Raw genomic sequence first — 18,204 nt, 5'->3', positions numbered from 1 at the left:
AAAACTGTGCCACAGTAAAATCGGTGGTGCTAGAAACCTTGATACCACGGGACGGGCGCGAGATGTGCCATTGTTCCTGGGAAATATTTTTCCCGCCTGCCTATGGTAAACTGGACCCAATGAACGAAGGAGGCTCTCATGACGAAAGCAATCGTATTTTTTGACCTGGATCTGACACTACTCAATGATGACAAGCAGGTGCCACCGGAAAACCTGGCAGCGATCAAGGCGCTGCAAGCAAACGACTGCCTGCCTGTGATCTGCACCGGGCGCAACTTATGGGAAACGGCGGATCTGCAGGCGCAAACAGGCATTACAACCGTGGTCGGCGCAAACGGCGGTGATCTGTTGCTGGAAGGGCAGCACCTGTTTCAAAGCCCGATCGGCCAACCTCAGCTCACGCGCCTGTTAGCCCAGGCGGCCGAGGATCAGTTGCCGGTCGCGATGTACAGCGACCAGGCTGTTGCACTGACCTTTGCAGACGAAAATACCCGCGGGAATTACGAGCTGGTCAAACAACCCGCCCCGGTGATCGACCCCGATTTTGCGACCACACAGCCCGTGCCCATGGTCCTGCTATTCACGCCGCGTACCCCGACCGGAATCGAGACTGGCGCCCGTTACGTCCGGGCCTTCCCCGAGCTGACGTTTTACCGCAATGGGCCGTTTGCCTTGGACGTCGTGAACAAGGGCATGAGTAAAGGTTTTGGCGTCGACATGGTTCGCCAGCAGCCGCAGTTCGCCGATGTGAAGACCTACGCGTTCGGGGACGGCAACAATGATATCGCCATGTTTGAACAGGTCGATATCGCGGTCGCCATGGGCAATGCGCTGCCTCATGTCGCCGCGATCGCGGATTATCAGACCGATGATTACCAGCACGCTGGTATTCCTAACGCGTTGAAGCATTTCGGCCTGATCTGATAAAGGAGGATGCGCCATGCCTTGGTTGTTGAAAAAAACGTTAGCCGTACTCGGCTTTATCCTGCTCGGAATCGGCGTGACCGCCTATCAAGTGCCGATGGTGGCGCTGCGGGCGGCGTTTCATATGACCACGACCACCGCGCCAAATTTCGACTGGCTCATGGCCGCAACAACTGCCGTAGCTGGCGCGATCGAGATCGGCTTATTGCTGTGGCTGTATCGCTGGCGCCTGCGCCGAGCCAACCCCCTGCACATTGGACCAGCGCGGCTTTCGATTGGCCGCATCGGGCTTGTCGTGGCGATGTATGCCCTGATCATCACGGCCAACGCCCTGATCATGCGAGTCGGCGTGCCCCAAAATCAGCAGACCATCAATGAGCTCGAACATCTGTGGCCGTGGACCGTCTTCGTGATGGTGCTCTTCATCGGGCCGCTTGCCGAGGAGCTAGTCTTCCGCGGCATCTTCATGACCCTTTTTTGGACCAAAGATAACGCGATCAACACGATTGGCGCGGTGAGCTGCTCCGCGGTCGCATTCGGCCTGCTTCACGAACCACACCTCTCCTGGTTTCTGGTCATTTACACCGTGATGGGACTGGCCCTTGGCTTCACGTATCGGCGCACCCGCGATCTGCGATGGTCCCTTGCCCTCCATCTGATCATCAACTTGCCGGGCGCACTGGTGGCGATTCACTAAAAATAGATTGCTTTTGCAAACACACGTTCGTATAATAAGAGATGGCCCGCGGCAGGACTGGTTCCCAACATTGTGAAGAAAACCGAAGATGAACTTGGCCAAAAAATATTTTTGAACCTGGCCAAGCCCGCACGGCTGCGGAGAAATAAAGCCCGCGCTCACAATGTTGAACAGGTGTCTAGCGATAGAACTTTGGCCAATCCCACCGCCATTCGTGGCCGCTTGTGCACCGAACTTCACAAGCTGGGCCGCGTTTTTTTAGCCCAATTTCATCAGCGATTTCTGCTATAATTGATTTCACAGCGACGGTCTGCTGTGCGGCTTCGTGTCGCCACCCGGGGGCAGAACGTCTTGGATAAGCGAATTGGAGGGAACCATCTTGCTCGATCAATCAACCATGAACCCGGTCGTCTGGCTCGACGACCACAACGCCTATATCAGTCTTATCCCTGACGCGCAATATAACCTGGAAGTGTGGCAGATCAATTCGGACACCCATCAGAAGCGGATGGGCCGCATGGATTATAAATTCCATCGCGACACCTTTGCGGCCTTTATCTACCGCCTGTTTCCACACATCGACTTGATGCAGATCCATGAGATTCAAAAACAACTCAACCCGTTTTTCGACCTTGAGGTGTAAGGATTTGTATTTCAGCGGCCGGTGCGCGACAATAAAGGCACAGTCAGCTCGGTTCCACCGGGCCAAGAGGAGGCAGCGCCATGAGTGTTGTGATCAAATTAATGATAATGTGCGTGGTCGCCTTGCTTGTGACGCTCACATTACTGGGCCTTGAGTGGCGCACGAAGACCACGACAAAAAGCGGCGTGATCAGCAAAAGTGTGCTGGCAGTCGTATTGCTAGGCGTGTTGATCAGCCTCCTGACGGTGCGCTGATCGGCTATTAAAAAAACGTAGGGCTCACCGCGATCTTGCTGCGGTGGGCTTTTTTTCGTCCCGTGCCTCTCTCGCGATCGCGACAGCGATGTCGAAGGAAAAGTGTCCGTGACCCGACATTATTCCCGCTTGCCATGTTTCCCGGGAAATAAAAGCGTTGACTTCCCTGGGTTCTCTGGTAGAGTAGAGAAATATTAAAATAAAATGAGAGGATGGGATCGAATGAATCTGATGCAAGAACTGCGCCCAGGCGCAAACCGATATATTAGCGAAGCGGGGGCGGCCCAGAACTTGCCAGCCATTCTCGCCCCATTCAAACAACCGATCGTCGTCACCGGCACCAAGTCCTTTGCCGCCTTTAAGGCCCACTACACCGACACGATCACCTGGCCGATCTTTCATTACGATGGCAGTGCCAGTGACGAAAACGGGGCGGCGATCGCAGCTCAGGCGCCAACCGCCGATGCCGTCATCGGCATTGGGGGTGGGCGCGTTCTCGACACGGCGAAAGTGGTGGCCGAGGTGCTCGGCGCTGCTTTTATCAGCGTGCCCACGCTGGCATCAAACTGCGCGCCTTTCACGCCGATCGGGGCGATCTATCACCCAGATCACACCTTCAAACGCGTGGCTTACTTCACGCAGGCGCCATATGCCACAGTTGTCGATTGGGACATCATGTTGACGACCCCGCAGGCCTATTTTGTCGCTGGCATCGGCGACACGCTCGCGAAATGGTATGAAATGGAAGGGTTGACCCGCGGCCGCGAAAATCAGCTGCCTGCCTTCACCCGTCTGAGTCGCGCCACGGCTAAGGTGATTCTCGAGACCCTGCAAAGCGAGGCAAAAGACGCGCTGGACGCCCTCGCAGCTGGCGACGCGACCCCTGCATTCACAGATACCGTGGATACGATCATCGGCCTGGCCGGTGACGTCGGCGGATTCGGCGGTGCAGACGGCCGGCAAGCCGGTGCACACGCGATTCATAATGGGCTGTCCTACCTGCCAGAGACCCACGATGTCCTGCATGGCAGCAAGGTGGCTTACGGAATTCTGGTCCAGCTCGCCTACACTGGGGACGCCGACGAAATACGGCAACTGCAGCCGTTTTACGCGACGATCGGCCTGCCGAATAACCTGACGGCTGTCAATATGACCGAAGACGTCGCTGCAAAGGCCAAAACAGTGGCAGCTTGGGCCGCCAAGCCAGAAGAGTCCTTCAGTCTGATCGACCCAGCGATCACGCCAGCCAAGGTTGAGGCAGCGATGCAGCTTGTTGAGAAGTTGGCAGCTGAAGCAAAATAGCATGAAAAAAACCACCCGCATTCTAGCAGCGTTCGTCTCACCGCGAAAAATGCGGGTGGTTTTTTGGTCACGCCGGTTTTACCTTGGCGATCTTTCCTTGTGTCACATACACCGACAAGATCGCGACATCTGCCGGATTAACGCCACTGATGCGACTGGCTTGGGCCAAAGTCTCAGGCTGGATCTTTGTCAGCTTCTGGCGCGCTTCTGTGGCCAATCCGTTGATCGCCGAATAATCGATGCGCGCGGGGATCTGCTTGCCTTCCATGCGCTGGAGCCGCTCAATGCTCTGCCGCTCCTTAGCGATATAGCCTGCATATTTGAGCTCGATCTCGACTTGCTCCGCGATCAGATGATCCAGCGGTGTCGGTGCCGGGGTGAATTGCATCAGATCGGCGTAACTGACTTCGGGACGCTTGAGAAAATCGCTGGCTAGCACGCCATCTTTGAGGGGGGCCGCCCCTTTTTCAGCGAGCCAGTCATTGACATCACGCGGGCGTAGCCGAACCGTCTCAAGGCGGGCCAATTCAGCGCTGATCGCCTGTTTTTTAGCTTCAAATGCCGCAAACCGGGCATCATCGATCAGGCCAAGCGCGCGCCCTTTTTCCGTCAGGCGCAGATCCGCGTTGTCGTGGCGCAAGATCAAGCGATATTCCGCGCGACTGGTCAACAGTCGATACGGTTCATTGGTGCCCTTTGTGACCAGGTCATCGATCATCACCCCGATATAGGCGTCCGAGCGCTGCAGCGTAAAGCCGTCCTTGCCCTGTGCCCGCAGCGCCGCATTGATGCCGGCGATCAGGCCCTGGCCTGCCGCCTCTTCGTAGCCGCTTGTGCCGTTCATTTGGCCTGCGGTGAACAGGTTTTTGACCACCTTGGTCTCAAGTGTATGCGTCAGCTGCCACGGCTCGATCACGTCGTACTCGATGGCATAACCCGGCCGCATCAACTCGGCATGTTCCAGTCCTGCAACGGAATGTAGCATCTTGAGCTGAATCTCTTCGGGCATCGACGTGGAAAAATCTCCGACATAGTACTCACTCGTATCCCGGCCCTCGGGCTCCAAAAACAGCTGGTGGCGCGGCTTATCGGCGAAGCGCACGACCTTGTCCTCGATCGATGGGCAATAGCGCGGCCCCACCCCTTTGATCACACCCGAAAACATCGGCGCGCGGTCCAGGTTGGCGCGAATGATCTTATGCGTGGTCTCATTGGTGTATGTCATCCAGCACGAGAGCTGGTCCTTCAGATAGACGCTGTCTGGCGTGATGAAGCTGAAGGCGTGCGGCTCCTTATCGCCAGGCTGTTCTTCCGTCTTGGAAAAATCGATCGTGCCCCCTTCCACCCGCGGCGGGGTCCCGGTCTTGAAGCGGCGCAGCGTAAATCCTTGCGCCTCAAGATCCTCAGACAACCGAATGCTCGGAAGGCTATTATTGGGGCCGCTAGAGTACATTAGCTCGCCGATGATGATCTTGCCGCGGGAAGACGTACCGGCCGTCAAAACGACGCTCTTGGCCCGATAACGCGCTCCAGTCGACGCCACAACCCCGACGCATACCCCGTCTTCAACCAACAGGCGTTCAACCAACCCCTGACGCAGATCAAGGCCTGGGGTCTGTTCGATGGTTGCTTTCATTGTGCGGTGATACGCCGCCTTGTCCGCCTGGGCCCGCAGCGCGCGCACAGCCGGGCCTTTGCCGGTATTGAGCATACGCATCTGAATATAGGTCGCATCGATGTTTTTACCCATTTGCCCGCCCAAGGCATCGATCTCGCGCACAACGACGCCTTTAGCCGGCCCGCCGACTGACGGATTGCAGGGCATGAAGGCCAACATCTCGAGGCTGATGGTGATCAGCAGTGTTTTTTCGCCCATGCGCGCCGCAGCCAGCGCGGCCTCACAGCCGGCATGGCCGGCGCCAACCACGATCACATCATATTGCGTTGCTTCGTACTCATGTATTTCTGGCATGATTGCTCCTTTGTTTTCCCGGGAAATAATGACGCCTATTTACCCAGACAGAACTGGGAAAATAGCTGGGTGATCAATTCGTCTGGGGCCGCATCCCCGGTGATCTCGCCGAGTTTGTCCCAAGCGGCCGTCATATCGATCTGCACCAGGTCGATCGGCATCCCCGCCTCGATGCCAACCAGCACGCTCTGCAGGCTGGTCTTGGTCTGTTGCAAAAGGCCGATCTGCCGAGCATTTGTCACCATGACCTGACTTTGACTATTGTCGATGCCCTGCATGAACAAATGCACGATCTTATCCGCCAAGACATCCATCCCCTGTTGGGTGCGCATGCTGGTGGCGATCACTTCTTCGGCCGGCACATCTTGCAGCGCGGCCACCGTCAGGGCATCCGGCAGATCCTGCTTGTTGAGAATCACGATGCGCTTTTTGGCTGCAGTCGCTTGAATCAAGCTGCGATCCTCGGCCGTCAGTGGCATGCTGGCATCTAGCACCAACAGGACCAGATCCGCCTTGGTGATCGCCTCACGTGAGCGCTGAACACCAATTTTTTCCACCTTGTCTTCGGTGTCGCGAATCCCAGCCGTGTCGACTAGTTTCAACGGCACGCCTTGGACGTTGACATATTCCTCAAGCACATCGCGGGTGGTGCCAGGCACATCGGTGACGATCGCCTTTTCCTCTCGCAACATGTGATTGAGCAGCGAGGATTTGCCGACATTTGGCCGACCAACGATCACCGTGGCCAAGCCATCCCGCAGGACCTTGCCTGACCGCGCCGTGGCAAGCAGTTCATCGATGCGGCCTAATACAAGGGCGGCTTTTTCCTTGAGCAGGCGGGTGGTCATTTCATCCGTGTCATATTCCGGATAATCGATGTTGACCTCGACCTGGGCGAGGACTTCCAGAATCTCCTGCCGCAGCGCCGTGATCAGATGATGGAGATCGCCATCGAGTTGGTCGACTGCGACTTGCATCGCTCGGTCCGTTTTGGCACGAATCAGGTCCATCACCGACTCGGCTTGCGTCAGATCGATGCGGCCATTGAGAAAAGCACGCTTGGTGAACTCGCCGGGCTCCGCCATCCGGGCCCCCGCGCCAAGCACCAGTTGGAGGACACGGTTCGTCGCCACAATGCCGCCATGGCAATTGATCTCCACCAGGTCTTCGCGGGTGTAAGTCTTTGGCTTGCGCATCACGGAGACCATCACTTCATCGACTACTTGCTGGGAGTCAGGATCGATGATGTGGCCATAATTGATGGTGTGGCTCGGCACCTGACTGAGGTCCTTGCCCTTGAACACCTTCTGCGCCGTTTCAAGCGCCGATTCGCCGCTCAACCGAACGATCGAGATCGCCCCTTCACCAGGTGGCGTTGAGATTGCCGCGATCGTATCATATTCCGTGATCGTTGAAACCATGAGCATCCTCCTTGCAATAAAAAAAGCGCACCATCCGCCACGACCTCCAGCAAAAGAGATCGTGGCGGACAAAGCACTTTGACTACTTCATCACGTGTTGATTTAGGTCTATCCTAACTGTCCGGCCTGGAAATGTCAAAATGGCCGGGCATTTTTTCGCGTCACCACGACGTACCGCCGGGGATCGGTGCCTTCAGAATGCGTCTCGACATAGGTGTTGTCCGCAAGCGTGGCGTGAATCGCCTTGCGTTCAAAGGATGGCATCGGGTCGAGATAAACGGCGGTGCCGGTGGCAATGACTTCCCGCGCACTCTTTTCAGCTAACCGCCGCACTGCGGTATCGCGGCGCTCGCGGTAATCGCCGACGTTGAGCATCACGGTCCATTTGCTTTTCCCATAATGATTGAACTCAGTTTGGGCCAAGTACTGAATCGCATTGATGATCTTGCCGTGCTTGCCGATGAGCAGCGCCTCTTTCGGCGTTTTGATCTGGTACCAGACCTGATCATGTTGGCGATTGCTAGTGATGCTGGCATCGATGTCGAGCGCCCGGATGATATCCTCCAGGTAGCTCTGGACCAGCGCGATCGCCGTTTGGTCATCGCGCCGTGGGGCTTTATCTTGCTGTTTTTCGATGCGCCGTTCGGTCAGGTGTTCGCTGGCCTTTTCGCGCAACTTGCCCAGCGGCGAATGGGCTGGCTTGCTGTCATCCTCAACAGGGGCGGTCTCGATCAATTTGAGATTGACGATCGCCTCTTTTTTGCCGAGGCCGAACAGCCCCTTTTTCCCCTCTTGAATAACGTCAACATTGACCTGCTGACGCGTCACCTTCAGCGAGGCAAGACCAGTCTCGATCGCTTGTTGAATCGTGGCTCCTTGGAACGTTGGCATAATTCTCCTCCAGGTTACTTACGTAGTGCACGCTTGTAGGCTTTGCGAAGCGCTCGTTGACGCTCGCGTTCCTGGCGCTCTTTCTCTTCACGCTGACGCTGCGCCTTGAATGGGTTTTGAAGCAGGAAGGTCTGGGCCAGCGAAAAGGCGTTGGTGACCACCCAGTACAATGCCAGTGCGCTTGGGAAGCTGGCACCCATGAACAAGATCATCAGTGGCGAGATGCCGACCATCACCCAGTTCATCGTCGTCCGCGTTGGCTGGGCCATCGTGGAGGTCAGACTGGTCAGCAACGTAAACAGCGCCGCCAAGATCGGCATGATCCAGGTCGGATCAGGCTTGGCGAGGTTCATCCACAAAAAGCGCCCGGCTTGCAGCTCTTGCGTCCGGTAGATCGCCTGATACAGGGCCAACATGAATGGCATCTGAATCAGCATCGGCAAACAGCCCATCACAGGGTTGATGCCTTCCTTGGAATAAAGCTTTTGCGTCTCTTCACGCAGCTTGGTCTGCGTCTCCGTGTCCTTGGAACTGTATTTTTTCTGCAGTTCCTTCAGCTGCGGGGCGATCTCCTGCTGCTTGGACATGCTCTTGATCGAGATGTAGCTGAGCGGGAAGATCAAAATGCGAATCAGTAAGGTGAAGACGATAATGCCGACCCCGGCATTGCCGCCGCCAAAGACCTTGCTCAGCCACAGGATGAACTGCGCGACATTATAAATGATGCCGCGATCCCAAAAGCCAGTACTGTTTTCCGTGACCGTGGTGTTGCTGCAGGCTGCCAGCACCACCGTGATCATCGCGAGTCCTAGCCCGACAAGCAGGCGTTTGGTTGTCCGTTTATTCACGTGTATCCCTCTCTTTGATCGACGTATTCTGGTCGGCGATAGGTGTCGTCGTTTGCGACAAGACACCGGCTAAAGTGAGCGCATGGATCAGGTTCTGTTTGGTCCCGGCCATATCGAGCGTTTTCGCCGGTTTCCGCGCGATCACTAGAAAATCCGTTTGCGGATCGAGTTGTGGTTTCAACTCGAGTAGACTTTGCCGGATGTAACGCTTGATCTGGTTACGCATGACGGCAGTATGCCCCACCTTTTTGCCGACAGAGATGCCAACGCGAAAATGCGGCTGATCACGGTGCAGATGGTAGATCACGAAATTTCGGTTCGCGACCGACTGCCCATGCTCAAACACGTGCTGGAATTCATCTTCTCGTTTGATACGGTAGGATTTGCGCACGACGCTCCCTCACAATCTGAGTTTAAGTATACAAGACATGACGCACTGGTGCACTAAGTATCGCGACATTGACGCAGGTAGCGCCGGGTGTGCGACAGGCAATCAGCTCTATATAGGATAGAACTAATAAAAATTGCGCCGGCCCAGCGGTCATCCAGAGACCTGACGCAATTGAATCAAGAGGCCGCATGCCGCAACTTCCCGAAAAATAAAAAAAACCACTGACGCGGTCAGTGGGTTGTTAGGCAGATAAAACTTTACGTCCCTTGGCGCGACGACGAGCTAAAACTTTACGGCCGTTCTTCGTGCTCATACGCTTCATGAAACCATGAACGCGTTCGCGATGACGCTTCTTAGGTTGGTAAGTCCGCTTGGTGCTCATATGCTGCCACCTCCTGTTTCGATCACTTATATGCGACTCATTATTTCAAACATCTTCCCATTATACGGACGGGACCCCTTGGCGTCAAGGCGAAGCGAAAATTTTTCACCGAGAACTTATCCACAAAACTTGTCCAAAAGTCGTGTCCTTTGTGGACAACCCGTGAAACAGGCTGTGCCAGTTTTCCCGCTTATCCACAGTTCATCCGCCGCTTATTCGCAAATTCACACCCTGTGTAACACGTTATCCACAGGCCTGAGGAAAAGCGGGGAAAACTTGTGAAACATGCATTGCATCAAGGCTTCGGTTTCACAGGAGGCCTGTGGATAACATCTGTGATATGCGGTGCTATCAGTTTTTCCACAATTCTGTTGATAACTTGTCGACATCGCTGTCAAAAAACTTTCCACAGCCCTGTTGATCATGTGGAAAACTGCTTTGCCTGTGGAAAACTCCTAGGCGCAATGCTAAACTTATTCTTGCGGCAACTGATGACCCATGCAGCAGTTGCACCGCATTTGGCCTGGTCCGGCTGTGTGCGGCGAATTGAGGAGGAACCACTGTGGCAAATATCGATGATCTATGGACGTTTATTCAAGAAAAGTTCCGCGCCAGCATGACGGCTGTTGGCTATAACACCTGGGTCGATTCCGTCCGGCCACTGCGGCTGACCGACACCACGCTGACGATCGGCGTCCCGTCGGAGTTACATAAGGATTACTGGGAAAAGACGCTGGTGACGAAGATCGTCGCGTGGGCGTATGAGTTCGCGAATCTGGAGATCAACCCGCTGATTCAGGTCATGCAGGAGACACCAAGCGATGACGCCGAGGAGATCACGATCGCCAATCATCACGAGGAAGACCCGATTCCCACCTTCCGCACCACGACCCAGCTCAATAGTAAATACACGTTTGACACCTTCGTGACAGGCAAGGGCAACCAAATGGCCCATGCCGCCGCGCTGGTCGTGTCGGAAGAACCTGGCCAGCTCTACAACCCGCTTTTCCTCTATGGAGGCGTGGGCTTGGGCAAGACCCATTTGATGCAGGCGATCGGCCACGAATTGTTGAAAAAAGAGCCGCATGCGAATGTCAAATATGTGACCTCTGAGGCCTTTGCAAACGACTTCATCAATTCCATTCAGACCAAAAAGCAGGAGCAATTCCGGCAAGAGTACCGCAATGTTGACCTGCTGCTGGTGGATGACATCCAGTTTTTCGGCGATAAAGAGGCGACGCAGGAAGAATTTTTCCATACGTTCAACGCCTTATATGAAAACAAAAAACAGATCGTGCTGACGTCTGACCGCCTGCCCAACGAGATTCCAAAGTTGCAAGAGCGCCTGGTATCTCGCTTTAAATGGGGCTTATCGGTCGACATCACACCGCCGGACCTCGAGACCCGAATCGCGATCTTGCGGAACAAAGCCGATGCCGAACAGCTCCAGATTCCGGATGACACGCTGTCTTACATCGCCGGGCAGATCGATTCAAACGTCCGCGAGCTGGAAGGGGCGCTGGTCCGGGTCCAGGCTTATGCCACCATGCAGGGCCGCGACATCACGACCAGCCTCGCCGCCGACGCCTTGAAGGGGCTGGCGACCAACAACAAGGATGCGGGCCTCTCGATCAACCGCATCCAGGACGCCGTTGCCAAGTATTACCAGGTGACCGTGACGGAGCTGAAGGGGAAAAAGCGCGTCAAGCAGATCGTCATGCCCCGCCAGATCGCCATGTACCTCGCCCGGGAAATGACCGATAGCAGTTTACCGAAGATCGGCCAAGAGTTTGGCGGCAAGGACCACACAACTGTCATCCATGCGCACGAAAAGATCACCGAGGCGATCGCCGGCGATGAGCAATTGCGGGCGCAGGTCTTAGAACTGAAAAACAAGTTGAAAAATCGCGGCTAAGGGGCTGTGGATAATTCTCGGATCGTCCCCGTTTTTGTCCACAAGTTATCCACAGTGCATAACTCACTGCCTTGGTAGTTCCGCGGTCTTTTCCCCAGTTTCCTCAGTGCCTACTACTACGACTTAAAAAGATCTAAACTATAGATATAGATGCACCGCATCCATTCAGGAGGGACAAGATATGAAATTCACGATCACCCGCAGCATTTTTAGCAAAGCGTTGAACGATGTCTCACGCGCGATCTCGACAAAGACGACCATTCCCATTTTGACCGGCCTCAAACTCGATCTGACCGAGCAAGGACTTGTGCTGACAGGCAGCAATACCGATATCTCCATTGAAGCCACCTTGGACGTCAACTCCGAGCAAAATGACCTGCAGATCGAATCGACCGGCAGCATTGTGTTGCAGGCAAAATTCTTCGGCGACATTGTCCGCAATCTGCCGGAAAAGACGATGACGCTGGAGGTCAAGGATGGCTTCCAGACCGTGATCACGAGTGGCGCCTCTGAATTCAACATCAATGGCTTGGACGCGAACAACTATCCGCACCTGCCAGAGATCGACGCCGAGGATGCCTTGACCGTCCCAGCCTCTGTCTTGCAGCAGCTGATCAACCAAACGGTCATCGCGGTGTCCAACCAGGAGAGCCGGCCGATCTTGACCGGGGTCCATTTGGTGATCGATAGTGGAAAGCTGATCGCCGTGGCCACCGATTCCCATCGTCTGGCCCAGCGGACATTGGCACTGCCAGAAGCAGGGGATGCGCATTACGATGTGATCATCCCAGGCAAGAGCTTGACCGAGTTGAGCCGGACGCTGACCGACGATATTCAAAACGTCGAGATTCGCTTCGCGGAAAATCAGGTCCTGTTCATCGCTGGCCGCAACGCATTTTACTCCCGCCTGCTGGAAGGCAACTATCCGGACACCTCACGTCTGATTCCAACCACCAGCTCCACAACGGCGCAGTTCACCGCACCTGTTTTGCTAGCGTCCATTCAGCGTGCGAGCTTGATGTCGCATGAAAGCTCCAACAACGTGGTCCGCCTGTCCTTGGACCCAGCCAGTCAAACGGCGACCCTGTTTGGGAACTCACCTGATGTCGGGAACGTAGAAGAGCAGCTGACCTTCACGAGTCTGGCAGGGGAGGCCCTGGATATCTCCTTTAACCCGGATTACATGAAAGATGCCCTGCAAGGCGTCGGCCCAGCAACCATCGAGTTGGCCTTCACGGCACCGCTTCGCCCGTTCACCATGGTGCCAACAGAAGACCGTGACCAATTCATTCAGTTGATCACCCCGGTTCGGACCTTCTCGTAAAAATACAAAGCAATAGACTTGCTGAAAGCTGTTTGCGCGTGTTACGCAGATGGCTTTTTTGCTGTCTGTAAAAAGAAATGGTCTTCACCGAAAATACCGTTCGTTTGGTTTTAGGGTCTCAGGATGCCGCCGTTTTATCGACATGGCGGTCCATATTCATGCAAAAAACGTTTGCGTTTAGTATCTTAACTCATGCATCAAAAAACATTGTTACTCGCGGCTCATTCTGCGTAATTTGTTGATATGACAATGAAGGAGTGGAGTGATGCAACATGAATAGACGATGGCTTCTTTTTTGCGCCGCCTTATTGACTTGGATCGCCGTCGCTGTGAATCCGGGTCAGCCGACGCGTGCGGCAACCAGCGACCTCTTTGCGGGGGTCACCTATGACCCACTTTCGGCAGAGGGGCAAGTCATCTCGCCGCCAGCCGATCTTTATACGGTCGTCAATGAACCGCTTCTCTTGGCGGCGGTGTATGGCCTGGCTCGCGATCAGCCGGCGACCACCACCGTCCCATACATTCGCGGCCTTTCCAGCGACATGATCGCGACAACCGTCTATCGCCCTGCAAAAACGCTCGCGGCGGTCAGCTTTTTTGATGTCGTTGGGGCGGCTGGTTATGCGCACCGCCAACTCGTTTTTAAGGAAACCGGCACGTTTACCTTGTCTGTCTATCCGACGCTGTTTAATGGGGACACCGTCGCTGCAAGATCAGTCACGGTGCATGTGCTGCCCAGTGCACCCGCCCATTTGACGGCGCTTGTTGAGGGGCAGACGGTCGCGTGGAACGTGTTGTTGCCACTGTATTGGCAGGACGATCAAGGCCGGCTTTTTGCCCCAGCCAGCACCGTGACCTATGATCGCCCGCGCCCGCTCTATTATTATCTGGCCAGCACGCAGCAATTGATGACCTTGACCGCGCAACAGACGTTAGCGAAAACGCTGCTGGTCCCGCCGCTCGATGGCCCGCCTGATAAACCGTTTCAGGCCCATCTTCAGATCACAGTCGGTGGCCATGTGTTCACCGGCCAGTTCACGCAAGGCGGGCTACAGGAAGGACACGACGAGGTGGGGGACTACCTGGACGCGCCCGTGAGTTACCCTCCTCAACCGACGCATCAACGCCGCTTCCTCTGGTATCGCGAAACTGGTGGTCAACGCGAATTGATGCAGGCGGACACGCGCTCACGATTTTATCTGCCGGCTGGCGGCGGCCGCTCGCGGTATCAAGTTGTCACTCAGTACACGACCAGCGCCACAACCGCGGCCGTCGCGTTTGCGGAGGCCTTTCAATTGCCGCTTGTCAGCAGCGGTGATGAGCGCACGCTGTTGACTGTTGGCGTCCGCCAATTACTGCACCAAGACGTTCGGTTGGCACTGCCATGGACCGAGCTCACGATCGACGCAGCCGGGCCTTGGCAACTTTGGGTCACGGCCAAGCCGGTGAGCGATGGGCAACACACTTTGGCCGCACAATGGCATTTGGGTTCAGCCTTTGCCAATGACCAACGCCACCCATCGCTTTCAGAAAATTGGGTCGCAAGTGGCAACGGGCCTGCTATCCTGCCGTTTGAGGACCCGTATCTACAACTATTCGCGCAACCTGTTGTTTGGCGGGGTCAGTATCAGACGAGTCTGATATTTGAACTGCGGCAGGAGCCGACCCCGGAAGTGCTTGAGAAATGACACAAAATTGGGCCAGATCGTCGAATTTGGCCCAATTTTGCGTTTTAACCGTTTTTAGGGTGTTTTAGACATAGGGGCTATCTCTCACTAAAATCGAGTGAAACCGCCTGATATCGCCAAATCGAATTGTTTTAGGTACAAATAAACGGTATACTATATAGGTAGGATTATTCTCAAAAACTCAAACCAAGGGAGTGGCAAACAATGGCGATCGTGACGATCAACACGCCGTATATCACATTGGGTCAGTTACTGAAAGAAGCTGGCGTGATCGATAGCGGCGGGGCGGCAAAGGCTTATCTTGCTGTGAATACGGTGCGCATCAACGGCGCCCCAGATTCACGGCGTGGCCGGAAACTGGTGCCGGGCGACAAGCTGGCCTTGCCTGACGGGACTGCGATCACCGTCACTTCTGCGTAATGAGACTGGATCATCTAACGCTGAAGCAATACCGCAATTATTCGGCGGTGGATGTCGATTTTTCACCGCAGATCAACGTGCTGATGGGCGCCAATGCACAAGGCAAAACGAACCTGCTTGAGGCGATGTACGTGCTGGCATTGGCGCGCAGCCACCGCACTAATAACGACCGGGAGCTGATTCAATTCGGCGAACAATTTGCGCGCATCGCGGGCCATGTTTCACGTGAAACGACGAGCAACGACCTGGAGCTGATCATCAGCACTCAGGGCAAGCGCGCCCGCATCGATCGCATCGAGCAGCCAAAATTGTCGCAGTACCTGGGCCGGTTCAACGTGGTGCTTTTTGCCCCAGAGGACCTGGCCTTGGTGAAAGGCTCCCCGGCAACGCGACGGCGGTTCATTGATATGGAATTCGGCCAAATGAGCGCCAAATATCTCTTTGCACTCTCGAGTTACCGGACGATGCTCAAACAGCGCAATGCCTATCTCAAGCAACTCAAATTTCATCAAGCCAACGACCAGGTGTATCTGGAGGTGCTCGGCGATCAGTTGGCAGGGTTTGGCGCCGAGATCGTCGTAGCCCGGACCAGCTTACTCCAGCAAATGGCCACTTTTGCAGCAACGATACATGGCGGCATTACCAAAGGGCGGGAACAGCTGACCTTCGCCTATCAAAGCCAAGTCCCGGAAGAGGCAAGGCAGTCGGTGGAAACGGCGCAGGCGGCCTTGCAAACGCTTTTCAAGCAGCACACCGCGCGGGAGATCGAGCAGGGCACCACATTGGTCGGTCCCCATCGCGATGATGTGGCGTTTATCGTCAATGATAAAAATGTCGCCAATTATGGCAGCCAAGGCCAGCAACGGACCACGGCCTTGGCCGTCAAACTCGCCGAGATCGACCTGATGAAGGCACAGACTGGCGAATATCCGGTGTTGCTGCTGGATGACGTGTTGTCGGAGCTTGATGATGCGCGCCAGACTCATTTGCTCAAGGCAATTCAAAATAAAGTGCAGACCTTTCTCACCACGACCAGCCTCGATGGCATCGCGCGTGAGTTGATCGACGCGCCGACTGTTTTCCATGTCGACCACGGCACGCTTAGCACGCAATAATCAAAAGACGGAGGAATCAATCTCGTGGCAGAAAACACAAACGAAACACCTGAAGAGATCGAAGCAGAAGCCGAAAAGAAAGACGAATTGGCAGCGGAATATGACGCTAGCCAGATTCAAGTGCTCGAAGGCCTCGAAGCGGTCCGCAAACGACCGGGGATGTACATCGGCAGCACCAGCAGTCAGGGGCTCCATCACCTGGTCTGGGAAATTATCGATAACGGGATCGACGAGGCGTTGGCGGGTTTTGCCAGCGAGATCAACATCGAAGTCGAGCCGGATAACTCGATCACAGTTGTGGATGATGGGCGCGGCATTCCAGTCGACCTGCAAAAAAAGACTGGCCGGCCGGCGCTGGAAACAGTCTTCACCATTCTCCATGCCGGCGGGAAATTCGGCGGTGGCGGCTACAAAGTCTCCGGTGGCCTGCACGGGGTCGGCGCCTCGGTCGTCAATGCGCTGTCGACCTCGCTTGATGTGGTCGTCACCCGTGGCGGCAAGCGCTATTACATCGATTTCAAGCGGGGAAAGGTCAACACCCCGATGAAAGTCATCGGCGACGCGCCAGAGCACGAACATGGCACCAAGGTCCATTTTGTGCCGGATCCGGATATTTTCACTGAGACCACGGTCTATGACGATAAAATTCTGACCCAGCGCATCCGCGAGCTCGCGTTTTTGAATAAAGGCCTCAAGCTGACCTTTACCGACAAGCGCGCCGAGACAGCGGAAAAGAAAGTCTTCCATGCTGAAGGCGGGATCAAGGAATATGTTGAATTCCTCGACCGCAGCAAGGAACACCTGCTGGAAGAGCCGATCTATGTCGAAGGGCAAAGCAATGGCATCACGGTGGAAGTCGCCATTCAATACACGAATGACTATCACACCAACTTGATGACGTTTGCCAACAACATCCACACCTATGAAGGCGGGACGCATGAGACCGGGTTCAAGGCAGCGCTGACGCGGGTGGTCAACGACTACGCTCGCAAGTTCGGCTCGCTGAAGGAAAATGATGAGAGTCTTTCCGGCGACGATGTGCGTGAAGGGATGACGGCGGTTGTTTCCGTCAAGCATCCGGACCCGCAATTTGAAGGCCAGACCAAAACCAAGCTCGGCAATGCCGATGCACGGACGGTCACCGATCGCACCTTCTCGGAAGCCTTCAACAAGTTCCTACTCGAGCATCCAGATGAGGCCCATCAGATCGTCGATAAGGCGATGGTGGCGTCAAAAGCGCGCGCCGCTGCCAAGCGTGCCCGTGAAGCGACCCGCAAAAAGAGTGGGCTGGAGATCTCCAACCTGCCAGGCAAGCTCGCCGATAACTCCAGTAAGGATCCCGAGATCTCTGAGCTGTTTATCGTCGAAGGGGATTCGGCGGGTGGTTCGGCCAAGTCTGGGCGGTCACGCCTGACTCAGGCCATCTTGCCAATTCGTGGGAAGATCCTGAACGTTGAAAAAGCCAGCATGGAACGGATTTTGGCCAACGAAGAGATTCGGACCCTGTTCACCGCGATGGGCACCGGCTTCGGTGATGACTTCAATGTCGCCAAGGCGCGTTATCATAAATTGATCATCATGACCGATGCCGATGTCGATGGCGCGCATATCCGGACGTTGCTGCTGACGCTGATCTATCGCTACATGCGGCCGCTCTTGGATGCCGGCTATGTCTACATCGCCCAGCCGCCGCTGTATCGCGTGCGCCAGGGCAAAATGATGCGGTACATCGATACGGATGAAGAGCTGCAGGATGTCTTGGGCCAGCTGCCGCCTTCGCCAAAGCCTGAGATTCAGCGTTACAAAGGGCTAGGTGAAATGGATGCCAGCCAGCTTTGGGAGACCACGATGAATCCGGACACGCGCCGGATGCTGCGGGTCTCACCGGAAGATGCCGAAAGTGCGGATGGTATTTTTGACATGCTGATGGGCGACAAGGTCGATCCACGCCGCAAGTTCATCGAGGAAAATGCGAAGTTCGTCGACACTGAAAATATCGATGCTTAACTCAAGTTGC

17 protein-coding genes are annotated in these 18,204 nt (G+C 55.3%); 11 read left to right on the top strand and 6 right to left on the bottom strand.

The features are described 5' to 3' along the window. Nucleotides 1-138 precede the first annotated feature (138 nt). From JUE67_RS07815 to JUE67_RS07795, 5 genes are all read left to right on the top strand, one after another. Nucleotides 139-924, top strand: a complete 786-nt coding sequence (locus tag JUE67_RS07815; protein WP_203626726.1) for a Cof-type HAD-IIB family hydrolase — start codon at nt 139-141, stop codon at nt 922-924. A 16-nt stretch (nt 925-940) separates the two neighbouring features. Beyond that, nucleotides 941-1,621 (top strand): CPBP family intramembrane glutamic endopeptidase, encoded by a 681-nt coding sequence (locus JUE67_RS07810; RefSeq protein ID WP_203626725.1) that lies wholly within the window; start codon nt 941-943, stop codon nt 1,619-1,621. A 379-nt stretch (nt 1,622-2,000) separates the two neighbouring features. Beyond that, nucleotides 2,001-2,264 carry a hypothetical protein gene (locus tag JUE67_RS07805; protein ID WP_125698229.1) on the top strand — a complete coding sequence of 88 codons (264 nt, stop codon included), beginning with the start codon at nt 2,001-2,003 and terminating at the stop codon, nt 2,262-2,264. Between the two features lie 80 nt (nt 2,265-2,344). Beyond that, nucleotides 2,345-2,518: a hypothetical protein gene (locus JUE67_RS07800; RefSeq protein ID WP_203626724.1), complete on the top strand. Its 174-nt coding sequence runs from the start codon at nt 2,345-2,347 to the stop codon at nt 2,516-2,518. Nucleotides 2,519-2,740: 222 nt separating this feature from the next. Beyond that, entirely contained in the window at nt 2,741-3,820 is a 1,080-nt protein-coding gene (locus JUE67_RS07795; protein ID WP_203637112.1) for an iron-containing alcohol dehydrogenase family protein, read from the top strand. A 67-nt stretch (nt 3,821-3,887) separates the two neighbouring features. On the opposite strand, the gene mnmG is transcribed toward JUE67_RS07795, so the two are convergent. The 6 genes from mnmG to rpmH all read right to left on the bottom strand — a co-directional run bounded on the left by mnmG (nt 3,888) and on the right by rpmH (nt 9,725). Next, complete coding sequence (gene mnmG / locus JUE67_RS07790; protein ID WP_203626722.1) at nt 3,888-5,792, bottom strand: tRNA uridine-5-carboxymethylaminomethyl(34) synthesis enzyme MnmG; 1,905 nt, start codon at nt 5,790-5,792, stop codon at nt 3,888-3,890. 35 nt (nt 5,793-5,827) lie between these two features. Next, the gene (gene mnmE / locus JUE67_RS07785; RefSeq protein WP_203626721.1) at nt 5,828-7,213 is read right to left on the bottom strand and encodes a tRNA uridine-5-carboxymethylaminomethyl(34) synthesis GTPase MnmE; all 1,386 of its coding nucleotides are present in this window, start codon (nt 7,211-7,213) and stop codon (nt 5,828-5,830) included. Nucleotides 7,214-7,348: 135 nt separating this feature from the next. Next, a complete protein-coding gene (jag, locus tag JUE67_RS07780; RefSeq protein ID WP_203626720.1) occupies nt 7,349-8,104 on the bottom strand; it encodes an RNA-binding cell elongation regulator Jag/EloR in 756 nt (251 codons plus the stop codon). Nucleotides 8,105-8,118: 14 nt separating this feature from the next. Continuing rightward, nucleotides 8,119-8,952, bottom strand: a complete 834-nt coding sequence (locus JUE67_RS07775; protein WP_373300904.1) for a YidC/Oxa1 family membrane protein insertase — start codon at nt 8,950-8,952, stop codon at nt 8,119-8,121. Continuing rightward, on the bottom strand, nt 8,945-9,343 hold the full coding sequence (rnpA, locus tag JUE67_RS07770; protein ID WP_203626719.1) for a ribonuclease P protein component: 399 nt from the start codon (nt 9,341-9,343) through the stop codon (nt 8,945-8,947). The genes JUE67_RS07775 and rnpA overlap by 8 nt, the downstream gene beginning before the upstream one ends. Before the next feature lie 241 nt (nt 9,344-9,584). Next, nucleotides 9,585-9,725: a 50S ribosomal protein L34 gene (rpmH, locus tag JUE67_RS07765; protein ID WP_125698113.1), complete on the bottom strand. Its 141-nt coding sequence runs from the start codon at nt 9,723-9,725 to the stop codon at nt 9,585-9,587. Between the two features lie 562 nt (nt 9,726-10,287). Between rpmH and dnaA the strand changes: the two genes are divergently transcribed. The 6 genes from dnaA (at nt 10,288) to gyrB (ending at nt 18,194) form a co-directional block, all read left to right on the top strand. Next, nucleotides 10,288-11,640: a chromosomal replication initiator protein DnaA gene (gene dnaA / locus JUE67_RS07760; protein WP_125698115.1), complete on the top strand. Its 1,353-nt coding sequence runs from the start codon at nt 10,288-10,290 to the stop codon at nt 11,638-11,640. Nucleotides 11,641-11,821: 181 nt separating this feature from the next. Beyond that, nucleotides 11,822-12,964 (top strand): DNA polymerase III subunit beta, encoded by a 1,143-nt coding sequence (dnaN, locus tag JUE67_RS07755; RefSeq protein ID WP_203626718.1) that lies wholly within the window; start codon nt 11,822-11,824, stop codon nt 12,962-12,964. A gap of 272 nt (nt 12,965-13,236) precedes the next feature. Then, a complete protein-coding gene (locus tag JUE67_RS07750) occupies nt 13,237-14,652 on the top strand; it encodes a hypothetical protein (protein ID WP_203626717.1) in 1,416 nt (471 codons plus the stop codon). A gap of 204 nt (nt 14,653-14,856) precedes the next feature. After that, a complete protein-coding gene (gene yaaA / locus JUE67_RS07745; protein ID WP_203626716.1) occupies nt 14,857-15,072 on the top strand; it encodes a S4 domain-containing protein YaaA in 216 nt (71 codons plus the stop codon). Continuing rightward, nucleotides 15,072-16,187, top strand: coding sequence for a DNA replication/repair protein RecF (gene recF / locus JUE67_RS07740; protein ID WP_203626715.1), 1,116 nt, complete (start codon nt 15,072-15,074; stop codon nt 16,185-16,187). Before yaaA ends, recF begins: the two co-directional genes overlap by 1 nt. A 57-nt stretch (nt 16,188-16,244) precedes the next feature. After that, nucleotides 16,245-18,194 (top strand): DNA topoisomerase (ATP-hydrolyzing) subunit B, encoded by a 1,950-nt coding sequence (gene gyrB, locus JUE67_RS07735; protein ID WP_225877905.1) that lies wholly within the window; start codon nt 16,245-16,247, stop codon nt 18,192-18,194. Nucleotides 18,195-18,204 lie beyond the last annotated feature (10 nt).

Origin of the sequence: Lacticaseibacillus mingshuiensis (genome assembly GCF_016861785.1) — a bacterium.
In the GTDB taxonomy this organism is placed as follows: domain Bacteria; phylum Bacillota; class Bacilli; order Lactobacillales; family Lactobacillaceae; genus Lacticaseibacillus; species Lacticaseibacillus mingshuiensis.
Note: the sequence above shows the minus strand (reverse complement) of the source record. Positions and strands in the feature narration are given on the sequence as shown.

What these genes read in the sequence shown, in the direction of transcription:
- JUE67_RS07815 (WP_203626726.1), top strand. Translation starts at nt 139, where the DNA reads ATGACGAAAGCAATCGTATTTTTTGACCTGGATCTGACACTACTCAAT.
- JUE67_RS07810 (WP_203626725.1), top strand. Translation starts at nt 941, where the DNA reads ATGCCTTGGTTGTTGAAAAAAACGTTAGCCGTACTCGGCTTTATCCTG.
- JUE67_RS07800 (WP_203626724.1), top strand. Translation starts at nt 2,345, where the DNA reads ATGAGTGTTGTGATCAAATTAATGATAATGTGCGTGGTCGCCTTGCTT.
- JUE67_RS07795 (WP_203637112.1), top strand. Translation starts at nt 2,741, where the DNA reads ATGAATCTGATGCAAGAACTGCGCCCAGGCGCAAACCGATATATTAGC.
- mnmG (WP_203626722.1), bottom strand. Translation starts at nt 5,792, where the DNA reads ATGCCAGAAATACATGAGTACGAAGCAACGCAATATGATGTGATCGTG.
- mnmE (WP_203626721.1), bottom strand. Translation starts at nt 7,213, where the DNA reads ATGGTTTCAACGATCACGGAATATGATACGATCGCGGCAATCTCAACG.
- jag (WP_203626720.1), bottom strand. Translation starts at nt 8,104, where the DNA reads ATGCCAACGTTCCAAGGAGCCACGATTCAACAAGCGATCGAGACTGGT.
- rpmH (WP_125698113.1), bottom strand. Translation starts at nt 9,725, where the DNA reads ATGAGCACCAAGCGGACTTACCAACCTAAGAAGCGTCATCGCGAACGC.
- dnaN (WP_203626718.1), top strand. Translation starts at nt 11,822, where the DNA reads ATGAAATTCACGATCACCCGCAGCATTTTTAGCAAAGCGTTGAACGAT.
- JUE67_RS07750 (WP_203626717.1), top strand. Translation starts at nt 13,237, where the DNA reads ATGAATAGACGATGGCTTCTTTTTTGCGCCGCCTTATTGACTTGGATC.
- yaaA (WP_203626716.1), top strand. Translation starts at nt 14,857, where the DNA reads ATGGCGATCGTGACGATCAACACGCCGTATATCACATTGGGTCAGTTA.
- recF (WP_203626715.1), top strand. Translation starts at nt 15,072, where the DNA reads ATGAGACTGGATCATCTAACGCTGAAGCAATACCGCAATTATTCGGCG.